This window comes from Nostoc sp., from assembly GCF_036917635.1.
GTDB lineage: Bacteria > Cyanobacteriota > Cyanobacteriia > Cyanobacteriales > Nostocaceae > Nostoc.
In genome coordinates, this window is sequence record NZ_JBALCW010000023.1 from 1 (window position 1) to 12,601 (window position 12,601).

At 40.9% G+C, this 12,601-nt stretch carries 8 protein-coding genes; 3 read left to right on the forward strand and 5 right to left on the reverse strand.

Annotation, left to right across the window (positions count from 1 at the left end; all coding sequences use genetic code 11):
• Nucleotides 1–262: 262 nt before the first annotated feature.
• On the reverse strand, nt 263–430 hold the full coding sequence (locus V7K32_RS07265) for a hypothetical protein (protein WP_334991661.1): 168 nt from the start codon (nt 428–430) through the stop codon (nt 263–265).
• 899 nt (nt 431–1,329) lie between these two features.
• Between V7K32_RS07265 and V7K32_RS07270 the strand changes: the two genes are divergently transcribed.
• Nucleotides 1,330–3,402, forward strand: a complete 2,073-nt coding sequence (locus V7K32_RS07270) for a response regulator (protein WP_334991663.1) — start codon at nt 1,330–1,332, stop codon at nt 3,400–3,402.
• Nucleotides 3,403–3,513: 111 nt separating this feature from the next.
• Here the strand turns inward: V7K32_RS07270 and V7K32_RS07275 are convergent, their stop codons facing one another.
• A complete protein-coding gene (locus tag V7K32_RS07275; RefSeq protein WP_334991664.1) occupies nt 3,514–6,588 on the reverse strand; it encodes a response regulator in 3,075 nt (1,024 codons plus the stop codon).
• Nucleotides 6,589–6,849: 261 nt separating this feature from the next.
• Here V7K32_RS07275 and V7K32_RS07280 point away from each other — a divergent pair, with 261 nt between their 5' ends.
• Both V7K32_RS07280 and hetI read left to right on the forward strand, forming a co-directional pair.
• Complete coding sequence (locus V7K32_RS07280; protein WP_334991666.1) at nt 6,850–6,975, forward strand: hypothetical protein; 126 nt, start codon at nt 6,850–6,852, stop codon at nt 6,973–6,975.
• A gap of 37 nt (nt 6,976–7,012) precedes the next feature.
• Nucleotides 7,013–7,732 carry a 4'-phosphopantetheinyl transferase HetI gene (gene hetI, locus V7K32_RS07285; protein WP_334991668.1) on the forward strand — a complete coding sequence of 240 codons (720 nt, stop codon included), beginning with the start codon at nt 7,013–7,015 and terminating at the stop codon, nt 7,730–7,732.
• A gap of 121 nt (nt 7,733–7,853) precedes the next feature.
• On the opposite strand, the gene V7K32_RS07290 is transcribed toward hetI, so the two are convergent.
• From V7K32_RS07290 to V7K32_RS07300, 3 genes are all read right to left on the reverse strand, one after another.
• Entirely contained in the window at nt 7,854–8,657 is an 804-nt protein-coding gene (locus V7K32_RS07290; protein WP_334991670.1) for an SDR family NAD(P)-dependent oxidoreductase, read from the reverse strand.
• A gap of 558 nt (nt 8,658–9,215) precedes the next feature.
• Complete coding sequence (locus V7K32_RS07295) at nt 9,216–10,730, reverse strand: thioester reductase domain-containing protein (protein ID WP_334991672.1); 1,515 nt, start codon at nt 10,728–10,730, stop codon at nt 9,216–9,218.
• Nucleotides 10,731–10,732: 2 nt separating this feature from the next.
• On the reverse strand, nt 10,733–12,406 hold the full coding sequence (locus tag V7K32_RS07300; RefSeq protein ID WP_334991674.1) for a PfaD family polyunsaturated fatty acid/polyketide biosynthesis protein: 1,674 nt from the start codon (nt 12,404–12,406) through the stop codon (nt 10,733–10,735).
• Between the last annotated feature and the right edge of the window lie 195 nt (nt 12,407–12,601).

Sequence of the window (12,601 nt, forward strand, 5' to 3'; positions counted from 1 at the left end):
TCTGTGAGGCTGCTAGAGTATGGCATTACTACTTTATACAACTTTTGCGCTCACTTTACTTCAACACAGTAAAAGATGTCAAATGGGTTCTATATTTGGCTCGTAGTTGCGCTGTCTTCGCTAAAGCGCAACTACGAGCCAGTGATGATTATTTGCGCCCACTTACTTAATAGGCGAGAAAATATTCTAGTTGCTAGTAGGCTACGGATGGAGTCGTATCGTTTGAAGGTGGAAAATAGAGAAGATGGCATTGACTAAGAAGTTACCACAATATTATTGGTAAACCAGCAATGACAGAAGCAACACCTGTCCAGAGTGTAAACCGCTCAATATCTACTTCATCCAAAGCAATGCTCATTTGCTTAATTGCTAATACAAGCGCTGTCAGTAGCAGCACAAATAAGGCAAGGTACTCAAAATTAATTATCATTCATCCTCCCTATCTCTACAAAAAAGTAGTTCTAATAGGTTTTTACCAAGCTTTGGCAAGGGTTTTTTGTTTCAGATTTAACAATTCTGGCTAAAAATTATTGAACAGCAATAAATCACAATATTAGTCAGCAAAAGCGATCGCAGCTACTGGAACTCGGTAATTTTGGTAGTAGTACGGAGATTAGCGATAGGCACTTGGGACTATCGTAGACGATCAGGCTACGGGACACTAGCAAACCAGCAGTAGTAAATTCGATTTGGGTTGAGATTTTGGGTGTTTGGAGTGTGTATTTGGGAACACTAACTAAAGAGTCCTTCAAGTTAGCTACAATTCTATGACTGTAATGGTTCTAGATATTCCCGTTGACTTCAATAAAAGCCAAGGGGAGCAAGAGATTTTTAATCCTCTCAAAGAACTTGAGAGTAAGTGTTATATTTTCCATTCAGTCCGATGGATGGGTAGCCATAACCTACAACTCAAGCTAGGAAAGGGTGAAGCCAGATTTCGCAATCCAATATTTATTCCATCAAGCTTAATTTTTGAATGCCCAGTTATAAAATATTCTTTTAATTCAAGAGCAAAATAACTTAGATAATTGGCCAATAGGATAAATCGCCCCAATAGAAAAAATAAGGATGAAATGTTATCACTTAAGTATTGGGATTTTTGGAAGTTATTGTTAATAATTAAAAATCGGCTTTCATTTAAGTTGCGATTTAATTTATATGTTATGTAAATATTTCAAAACAAATAAAGATATTTGAATATAAATAATATTTAATGCTGACATACTTGACAAACTTATTGTCCATCTATCCTGTCAATAACCAACCCGTGCAGATGCTCTTAAATCTTGAGTAAATCACTACCTTAAATCGGCTTTAATTCTAATTCCTATGGCTACGTTACTAAAACCTGCATCGCAAACCAATATTTTACTCGTAGATGATAACCCTGATAATCTACGTCTGTTAGCCAAAATGCTAGAGTTACAGGGTTATATCGTTCGCAAATCGCTCAATGGCAGAATGGCATTACAAGCTGCTGGGCGAGAGCCACCGGATTTAATTATGCTCGATATTAATATGCCAGAAATGAACGGCTATGAAGTTTGTCAGGAGTTGAAACTTATAGAAACAACACGTAATATTCCGATTATTTTTATCAGTGCGATAGATCATCTCAAGGATAAAGTACGAGCCTTTGAGTTGGGAGCGCAAGATTATATCACTAAGCCATTTCAAGAGTTAGAAGTACTAGCAAGAATTAAAAATCAATTACTTATTCAACAACAACAGCAACTTCTAGTTCAGCAAAATCAACAATTAGAGGAGGCAAAAGCAGCAGCAGAAATAGCTACTCAAGCTAAAAGTGAGTTTTTAGCCAATATGAGTCATGAAATCCGTACACCAATGAATGCGGTGATTGGAATGACGGAACTATTGCTTGATACAAATATGGATAAATATCAGCAAGATGCTGTTGAGACAATCCGCTCTAGTGGAGAGTTTTTATTATCTTTAATTAATAATATTTTGGATTTTTCTAAGATTGGCTCAGGCAAAATGAAACTGGAAGCAGAACCATTTGATCTAGTAGCTTGCTTGAAAGAATCAATAGCCTTACTCGCTATCAATGCCGCAGCTAAAAAATTAGAAATTAGCTTTAATTTAGCAGTAAATGTACCCAGAATAATTATAGCAGATATTACTCGTTTACGTCAGATATTAGTTAATTTATTGAGTAATGCCATCAAATTTACTCCAAATGGCAGTATCACAATTACAGTTACAGCCCATATTGTAGGTGAATGTAGTAACGTTACAGCATTAAATGGTGAGGCTACTTATCAGCTAGAGTTTGCTGTTAAAGATACAGGGATTGGTGTGCCAGCAGACAAACTAGATCGATTGTTTCGGTCTTTTAGTCAAGTTGATTCTTCGACTACTCGGTGCTATGGAGGCACAGGTTTAGGATTAGCTATCAGTCGCCAACTGTGCGAATTGATGGGCGGAAATATGTGGGTAGAGAGTCAGGTAGAAAAGGGATCTACTTTTTATTTTACTATCGTTGCCTTGGCTAGTTTCCCCTTAGTAACGGCAGACACTAATGTTCAGTTGGATACTAACCAAACAAGTACTCAGCCATCCGAGCTGATCTTACTCAACTCTGCGATCGCCCAACAGTTCCCCTTGAAAATTTTGCTGGCAGAAGATCATCCAGTTAATCAAAAGCTAGCTTTATTGATGCTCAAACGATTGGGATATCGAGCCGATGTTGTCAGTAATGGATTAGAAGTTCTAGAAATTATCCAGCACTTATGTTATGACGTGATATTCATGGATATTCAAATGCCTGAAATGGATGGAATACAGACAACTCAGTTGATCTGCCAAAAATATCCAGTTGGTTCTCGTCCGCGAATTATTGCCGTGACAGCGCGTGCTTTTGAGCGCGATCGCCAGGAATGTCTAGCAGCTGGGATGGACGATTATATCAGCAAACCCATCCGTATTGAGATGCTGGCTCAAGCTTTAAGTCGATGTGTATCGGTAGTTTTTAGAAATTCTGATTTCAAGTCCAGCAACTGCTCAGATGTTGCATTAGCAGACTTGCCAGCCATTAATACTCAAGCTATTCAACAGATCCGCGAGATTGCAGGAGAAGATGAGACATTTTTAACAGAAATTATTGATTGCTATCTAAAAGATTCTTCACAAATCTTGGAACAAATTCGGGTTGCTCTGACTGAGGGTGATGCCACAACTTTAAAGTCCCTAGCCCATAGCTGGAAATCCAGTAGTGCATATTTAGGAGCAACGACGCTGGTGCTTCTTTGTCAAGAAATAGAAGCGATCGCTTTTTCTGAAATCACCCATGTTTCAGAGCGGCTACATCATGTAGAGGCTGAATTTGAAAGAGTCAAAGCAGCTTTATTAGTACTCGAACAACCCAAAAATGATGGGTGAAGGCAGGGGGAGCTCTTGAGGCTCTGTGTCCTCTGCGCCTCTGTGGTTCGTTTTGTCCAAAAAGAGCAACGGCTTTTTGAAAGTTTTATGATATTTTAGCCACAGTTTGGGTTAGAGTTGGATCTGCGCTTCGCAGCAGCGCTTCGCTATGGCTTCGAGCTGGAAGTTATCTACCAAATATTTTAGAGCATTGGCCAGAACTCCCTCCTGGTTGGGGATTTGAGCGATGAGATTGTAGAGTTTGGCATCGTTAAGATCCAAAGCTGCTTGATGCACCTGAATAATCCACTCTGGCGACATTACCTGAAAATCTTTGGCAGTTAGAGATTTCTGAACTAAGGTTTGCTGATCTAACCTTGGTAAAGCATCTTCGCGGTAGCGGTAGCAGACTCCCAAGTAGTGCGCTATCTTATCTAATAAGAAAGTTTGTAGAAATGGTTTGGTGATGTGGTCGTTACAGCCTGCCTGAATGCTGTTGGCGTAGTCTTCCTCAAAGGCATAAGCTGTCAGCGCTATAATCACCACGTTTTTACCTACTTTACCTACTTCCCTCTCTCGAATTTGCCGAGTAGTTTCGTAGCCATCAATTCCCGCCATTTGAATGTCCATTAAAATCAGGTGGGGCTGCCATTTTTCCCACAGAGCGATCGCCTCATACCCGTTTTGAACTGCACAGACCTCGAACCCTACTGATTCCAGGAGCCTAACGAGCAGCTGACGGTTTTCTCTAAAGTCTTCCACCACTAGAATCCGATAAGTCGGCTGTCTTGCTTCTAAACCGATAACAGTGCGAGTTGTTTCAGAAGCGATGATATCCACTGAGTTTACCAGACTTAGTAAAACCTCACAAGTGAAGGTTGACTCTTGATCCAGGGTGCTTTGCACTGTAATATCACCACCCATTAAACGGGCAAACTGACGGCTAATCGATAAGCCTAAGCCTGTACCTTGAGCATGGCGACCTCGTTCTGTTTGTATGAAGGCTTCAAACACAGTTTCCATATCAGACTGAGCGATACCACATCCAGTATCCTGGAGTTCGAGATGCAGGGTGATGATTGGTTTGGAATCAGAGGTATCAGAGGAACTGCGTTGTATTGAATCAACTGAGTTAAGCAAAGCTTTTAATCGCAAGGTGACACTGCCTGTTGTGGTAAATTTAATTGCATTACTTAATAGATTGAGGAGAATTTGCCGCAGTTTTGATTCGTCACCATAGACATAGTGAGGAACGCTCTTATCTTGGTGTGTGATCAGATCAATTCCTTTCTCTAAAGCTTTGAGAGCAAGCATATCTGTGATGGAGTCGATTAGCTGATGCAAATCGAAACTGTTTTCTGTTAGCTGTAACTTACCCGCTTCAATTTTGGACATTTCCAACACATCGTTGATCAGGGTTAGCAAGTGTTCTCCACTGCGGCTGATGATGCCTAAATGCTCTTGAAACTCAGATGGAATTGCTTCGCTACGGTTCATCAACTGAGTAAATCCCAAAATGGCATTCAGGGGAGTCCTGAGTTCGTGGCTCATTTTAGCGAGGAACTGACTTTTGGCACGGTTAGCGATCGCGGCTTGTTCTGCGGCTTGTTCTAGGGCTGTCTGGGAAAACTCCAGCACTACCAACATTAGTGTATTTCGCATCTCAGTAGCGGCTTCCAGTTCCGCAGCCTCCCAAGGCAAAGAAGTTTCTTGCATGGTTTCTTTCCACAGTTGAAACGACTTGCGGGGACATAATTTCATTTCTCCAATTTCGTTGATTGTTACCGCATCCTGGGGGTTACCCGCCCAATTCACCGACTGGATTTGCTCTGCCCGAAACCAGATAATGTGGTAAGACGTTTTTTTTACATGGTTGAATAAAATTGAAATTGCCAGGATGCCGCTAGCTTGATCTTTAAATGCCTCCGCTTCTGGATATAAACGGGAGACGGAATCGGTAGCAAACACTTGTTCTCCCTTGTGTTGCACCAACCATTTTACAAGCTCCAGTACCTGGGTAGCCGATGGTGTTTGACCAACTAATGTCAGATGACCATCAAGCAAAATCGCGGCTCCTTGAGCATGAACTAGATCCAGCAATTGAGGAGTATGTCGGCTCAACACTTGCTCAATCAAATTGGCATCCTGCAATAACGTATGTTGCAGTTCATTCTGAATCGCTTTTACCTGCGTTCGGTAAATATGGAATTCTCGTTCTTGCTGATGCACCAGTTCGATGGAGGCAAACTGTGCTAAAAATTCACAGGCTTTGCGAGTTTCATAATCCACTAGTTTTGGGCTGTAGTGGTGACAGGCAATTAATCCCCAGAGGCGTTTGTCGTTGAGCAACGAAATTGTCATCGACCCAGCAACCCCCATATTCTGTAAATATTCAATATGATAGGGAGACACTCCCCGTAACAGAGAATTACTCAAATCAAGGGGTGCATCCGTCAGAGGATGGTTGGTGGGAATCAGGGAGACAGGGGTGTAATTGACATCGGGAATAAATCGCATCCGGTTGCGGTAAAACAACTGGCGGGCTGGCGCGGGAATGTCTATTGCCAAATAGTGCAGTCCCAGATAACTTTCTAGATGCCTCTGTTTTTCCTCCGCAATCACTACACCACTATCGTCTGCCTCAAAGCGGTAAATCATCACCCGATCAAACCCAGTCATTGCTTTCACCTCTCTGGCAAGGGTTTGAGCCAAAGAGGTCAGGTTAGTAGCATTACGAAGATTAGCGATCGCACCTTGCAGGCTGTGATAGAATTCAATTGAATAGGCGCTTTTGATGGATTGTTGAGGTTCTAGTTCTAGAATCAACCCATCTAGCATCCGGTACATTACACCTGTGAATGTCTCATTTTTCGATTGCCAATCAGTCTGAGCAACCTTCCGCCGCGTTTTTAGCTTAAACGGATTGCAAATCTCTAGGTTGTTTTGAGCTAGATACCCAATAAGTCGCTGCACTTGAGCGTCAGAAAACAACCTCTGTAAAGGTTGACCCAGTAATGCTTCTGCCGAAATTCCAAAAAACTGTTCCAAGTTTTCACTAATCTGCAAGATTGTGAGGTGTGGCTCTTGCAGCATTAGCAACATTCCATGCGGCTGAATATAACCGGGAGCATACACCGATTCTTCACTGCACACTTCTAAAGCCGTTAGTAGGGAAGGGGTGACTAAGGTTGGATTTGGTGACTGCATAGCTGAGGTAAGTGGCTTTGGAAACCAAAAAGTTGTGAATCTAAATTGAAAATTGCAGGATTGGCTCAAACCTACACGGTAAGGAATTTTACCCAAGACCAGTTTAATCCTTCTCTAATCTTTGTGGATAGAGCAATTAATTTTCGCTTCTTCAATAGACATCTCCGAAAAAGAATGTAGAGACGCTTTCTTCGTAGCGGCACGAAGTCCAATTTCGCGTCTCTACAAGGGTTATGAATAACGCATATTTAATTTCTGGAGATGTCTAATGGAAAAAAATATGTCACACAAGCAAGTAGTAAAAACCGACTACAAATCCTCGACTGGTTAAAAAGTGGACAAGTGACAAGTAGGCAGGCGATCGCATTGGTCTGGCGCATAATATAGTAGCGCTAAAGTACAACTCCCTTGACTTTTTGACTCAATGACCGCTTCTAATGATATTTGGCTACCTGCACCGACAAATTTAACTCTATTACAGGATGAGATTCATGTCTGGCGCATAGAACTTGACCAACCAGAACTACAGCTGCAAAATTTAGCAGCAACTCTTTCCAGTGACGAAATTACTCGTGCTGAACGGTTCTATTTTCACGAACATCGCCAGCGTTTCATCGCTGGTCGTGGTATTGTGCGAACTATATTAGGTCGCTATTTGGGTATCCAGCCGCTACAAGTGCAGTTTAATTATCAACACCGTGGCAAACCAGTATTAGCAGATACATTTGCCGATAGTGGACTGGAGTTTAACTTGTCTCATTCTCAAGGGTTGGGTTTGTGTGCGGTGAATTGCACCCGCCAAATTGGTGTAGACCTAGAATATATTCGCCCGATGTCTGATTTAGAAGCTCTTGCCAAACGGTTCTTTTTACCGAGAGAATATGAGATGTTGCGATCGCTATCTCCCAACCAACAGCAAGAAGTATTTTTCCGTTACTGGACTTGTAAGGAAGCTTATTTAAAAGCAACTGGAGATGGACTATCCCAATTAGAGCAAGTTGAAGTATCGCTGACTCCCACAGAACCAGCTAAATTACAAATATCTGAAGACTGGAGTCTTTTTGAACTAGTACCTGCTAACAATTATGTTGCAGCTGTTGCTGTAGAGAATTTTGCCTGGAACTTAAAATGTTGGCAGTATTAGTCATTAGTCATTAATTATTATTTCTTCCCCTGCTCCCCCTGCTCCCCCTGCTCCCCCTGCTCCCCTGCTCCCCCTGCTCCCCCTGCTCCCCTGCTCCCCTGCTCCCCTGCTCAAGAACAGCTTACTTATCTTCCTGCATATTTCTCACAATTTTTGTCACCAGGTTTCTGGGTACAAATCTGACGCATTTTGCCAGTAGTTTATTCATAAAACCTGGAATGACAATGGTTTTGCCCTTCATTAAGGCGCGAAAACCAATTTCGGCTACTGTTTTTGCATCCATCATTTTCTTGCCCTTGAGCAACTTAGAGTCAGCCATTCCGGTTCTTTCATGAAAGGCAGATGCGGTTGAGCCTGGGCAAAGAACTGTCACAGTGACACCTGTACCTTCTAATTCATTAGCGATCGCTTCTGAAAAAGATAAGATATAAGCTTTGGTAGCAAAATAAACCGCCATCAACGGCCCTGGTTGAAAAGCAGCAGCTGAGGCAACGTTTAATATTTTCCCTTCACCTTGCTTTACCATGTGTTTCACAAATAGCTTAGTTAAATGAGTGAGACACACCAAATTTACCTGTAGCATTTCTAGTTCAGTAGCTAGGTCTGTTTCGTGAAATAATCCATAGATGCCAAATCCAGCATTATTTACCAGCACATCAACCTGAATATTAGCAAGTTGCAACTCTGCAAAAATTTCTTCAGGAGCGGTTGATATGGATAAATCCTTGACAATAGTTTTGACAAGATTTCCAAATTTTTCTTGGAATTTAGCTGCAATTTCTACTAATTTTAACCCGTTTCTGTCTACTAAGACCAGGTGGTAATCATGAGCAGCAAAAATACATGCTAATTCGTAGCCAATTCCAGCAGCTGCCCCAGTAATAAGAGCAGTTTGTTTGCCCTGAATTTGATGTGTTGTGTTCATGTAATAATGTTGGTGAATTCAACTTGATGAAGCTGCGTTGCATTTAGAGTGGTTCTTGCTCTACAATTAAGTACGCGTAATATCGTAATTGACAATAAATGTCTTGAGTTATTACCCTTTCAATTGCTTGTGTAATGCGTTGAATAGATGTAGCAATCCAAACGTAAATTTAGGATTTATACATCGAAGAAGTTAGGCATTAATGAAGTTGGGTTATTTTAAACTACTAGCGCTGGCTTTTGATTACCCACAAAAGCAAGCAGGTAAAATCAAACTTTTATGCCCGACACTAACATTCTATCCTCAATTACTTCTGTCAAGGGGTGAATCCTAAAAATTTACATTATTGAGCATAAAAAAACAGGGCAATTATATTGCCACTGTTGATGTATGAGTTGTTGCTGGCATCTGAAATATTGGATATTCAGTAGTACTGAGTTTTAAAAAATGGACTAAATCAAATTATTTTGTAGGATGTGTTACGGCTTCGGTAACGCACCGGAATTATCCTGAATGGTGCGTTACTTTACTAACACATCCTACGCAATTTCGGAATTATTAAGCGATATTTAAGAAACCGGTTTGAATCAAGTAAGCGGTGTAAGTCATAAACAATTGAGAGTCAATTGGAGGACAAACAATAGAACTACCTACTAGTGCATTGAGAGTATCTTGACAGCTAATGTGGGGTCTTCTAGCTTGTAAGTACAAATCAGGAATAGTCAGTTGTTCATCAGACCAGCGTTCTAGCAAAAATGGTCGTAGAGTATATAAAGGATTCTCTACTGAAGACACATTATCGATTAACTCCGATTGCCATTTTTCGTAGGGAATCATATCAACTGAATAACCAAAAGAACGTATCCACTCAACTAACGTTTTCAAAGAAACAGGTTGGGGATGTTGTAAATTGAAAGCTTTACCTATGGATTCTTTTTGTCGTGATAGATAAACGATCGCTTTACTTACATAATCCACAGGAGACATATCTAACATATAATCTACATCAGGGAAACTTCCCATTTGTAGACAGCCTTTGGTCATCAAATTGATAAAGTCATGTGTGTTACAAATGCCTGTTTTGCTATCACCTGAAATCAGTGGTGGTCTATGGATAGTTACAGGAAGTCCACGGTCACGAGCAATTTTGACTAACTTTTCGGCTACCCATTTAGTTTGTGAGTAACCAAGATAAATACCTTCCCAATGATTGAATTCATCCTGCTCTTTAACAACCTTACCAGCATAAGCTGTGGATTCAAAAACAGCAACACTAGAAACGTAATGTACAGGCTTGACTTTAATTTGACATGCCAGCCTCAAAACTTCTTGAGTTCCTAAAACATTGGCTGCCTTCAGTGCTGAGTATGGAAAAACATAATTCAACAAAGCACCACTATGATATATAGTATCAATATTGGCAGCTAAACTTTGAAACTGTTCCGAACCAACGCCTAACAATGGCTGAGATAAATCGCCGATAATAGGAATAATTCTGGAATTAAATTCTTCCTGCCAAATTGCATACTGGTGCAGATTTTTTTGGAGTTTGCTTTTGCCTTCTTCGGCATTAGCAGCACGCACTAAGCAATAGATATCCGCCTTAGTTTCTTGTAGCAATTCCCGGATGATAAAAGCTCCTAAAAAGCCGGTTCCTCCAGTTAAAAAGATGTTTTTAGGTTCACCCACAAGCACATTAGATGCCGCACCAGGATGGATAGTGGGGTCAAGAACAGCCTCAGCACTTAAATCTAGAATTGAGGGTGCAGTGTTTGTATTAGAGGATGCTGCCTTTGTATCTTGAACTGGTGGACCATCTTCCACTTCTTCAGCTAAACGCTGTGAAAGAGCTTCAATATTTGGGTAATGCCACAGCAGCAAAGGAGATGGTTGAAATCCGAGCAATTTTTCTAAATTACTTACTAGAATCATTGCTTGGGCTGAATCCAAACCATAGTTTTCTAAATGTTCTTTGACATCTATTTCATCAGTTGGTACTTTTAGCAATTTAGCTAAGTTAGACACCAAAAATGTTTGAATATCGGCTGCTGTAAAAGACTGTTTTATAGACATGTTTAAATCTCCGTTAATGTAGAAGGAACAGGATGATACTGACTGTAATAATCGGAAGCTTGCAGCCCTTGAATTTTCAAATTTTGGACACGATACAAAAAGGCTGCACCAGTCATAATTTGATTAGCAACATCAACTACCCGACGATTATTTGGTTCAGACAGGTAGGAACCCCGTACCCAGTCATTGAAACCGCCCATTGCGGGGCCACACCAAATTTGATAATCTACTTCTCTACCTTTTTCACCAGAACTAGACCACCGAGAAGATAATCCTAAATACCAGCGGAAAATCAAGGCCATTTTCAGTTTAGGATTATTGACTGCTTTCCCAAGTTTTTCAGGATTTTTTTGGGACAAATAAGCCGCAGTTCCTTCCCATACTTCAGCAATAGTTTTGCGAAAAACTTGTTTCTCTAACTTTTCTCTTTCTGCTAGAGGAATGTCTTCAATTGAGTTATAGCTGCGATAGAGTTCAAATAATTTTTGCGCTCGCATGGGAAACATCGTACCCCGTTTGAGAACTTGTAATTTGACTCCCATTTCAAACATATCAGCGGCTGGGGCCATTATCATATCAGCCATTTCGGCTTGGGATAATAACTTTTTGGTATGTTCACAAGCCCCAGATTCAACGCATGACTGATTAATTGAACCAGTCATTATATAAGCAGCACCCATCATAAAGGCTGCTAATGCTGATTGTGGTGTGCCAATTCCCCCTGCTACGCCGATTCTAATCGGTGTTTTGTAATGATATTGGGCTTGAATTTCATCCCGCAAGGCAATAATAGAAGGTAATAAACAAACCAGGGGACGGTTATCTGTATGTCCCCCAGAATCAGCTTCGACGGTAATATCATCAGCCATCGGAACTTGGGCTGCAAGAGTTGCTTGTAATTCGGTAATTAATCCTTGTTCAAGAAGTTCTTTGACAATTCTAGCGGGTGCTGGTTGCAGAAATTTTGTCGCAACTTCTCGGCGAGAAATTTTGGCGATGACTTTATTTTTGATTTCAATTTGATTGGCGTTATTTAAACCCAATCCAGCAAGACGGTAATAAACTATGTTGGGTGTCAAGTCGAGAAATGCAGATGCTTCTACTGTTCTCACTTGATATTTGAGATATAAATCTACGGCGCGGCGTTCAATTGCCGGTTCGTTAGGGCTATGAATTAAATTAAATGCATAAGGCCCTTGAGGTAAAGCTTCTTGAATGCGATTTATGGCTGTTTCTAAACGGTCTGGAGTTAAACCCCCTGCACCAAAGGAACTCAGTATTTGCTCTTTTCCAAGTGCAATGACCATTTCTTCGGAAGCAATTCCGCCAGCCATTGCGCCGGTGACGTAAGCATATTTTACTCCATGAGAAGAGAGAAAATTCGGGTCTCCAAATTGTTGAATACGGATTGGTGCGGCAAATGTTAGCAGTTCTATTTGTGCTGTTGTGCCATTATCACCAGGGGATAAATATCCCTCATTTGTAACTCCGATTTTTCCGGCAATTTTCACGATGTAGCAGGGTTTATCTAATACCATCAATTTATTTTTGATGGTTTGTTGTTCAAAAGATACAGTTTCTAATGAACCTTTCCAAACTTGGTTTTTGTTATAAGACCAGGTGGAGAAGTTAAGGCCATTATCGTGTTTACTTAGTACCGTATCTACGGTTGTCACGGCAGTTATCCCTCGGTTTACAAGCAATTGATGATAGATGTAGACTCTCTAAAGGAGTCTACGTTTTATTTTTTTTAACGAACCGCAGAGGCGCAGAGGACACAGAGCAAGAAAGTAATACCAATTCTCTAGGAAGATGCACGTAATAATTAAACGAACCGCAAAGGACGCGAAGGGGAGGCAGCGCGCTCTTGG

Coding starts and splice junctions, on each gene's coding strand:
- V7K32_RS07265 (WP_334991661.1), bottom strand. CDS start 430: ATGATAATTAATTTTGAGTACCTTGCCTTATTTGTGCTGCTACTGACA.
- V7K32_RS07290 (WP_334991670.1), bottom strand. CDS start 8,657: ATGAACACAACACATCAAATTCAGGGCAAACAAACTGCTCTTATTACT.
- V7K32_RS07295 (WP_334991672.1), bottom strand. CDS start 10,730: ATGTCTATAAAACAGTCTTTTACAGCAGCCGATATTCAAACATTTTTG.
- V7K32_RS07280 (WP_334991666.1), top strand. CDS start 6,850: ATGTCTAATGGAAAAAAATATGTCACACAAGCAAGTAGTAAAAACCGA.
- V7K32_RS07270 (WP_334991663.1), top strand. CDS start 1,330: ATGGCTACGTTACTAAAACCTGCATCGCAAACCAATATTTTACTCGTA.
- V7K32_RS07275 (WP_334991664.1), bottom strand. CDS start 6,588: ATGCAGTCACCAAATCCAACCTTAGTCACCCCTTCCCTACTAACGGCT.
- hetI (WP_334991668.1), top strand. CDS start 7,013: ATGACCGCTTCTAATGATATTTGGCTACCTGCACCGACAAATTTAACT.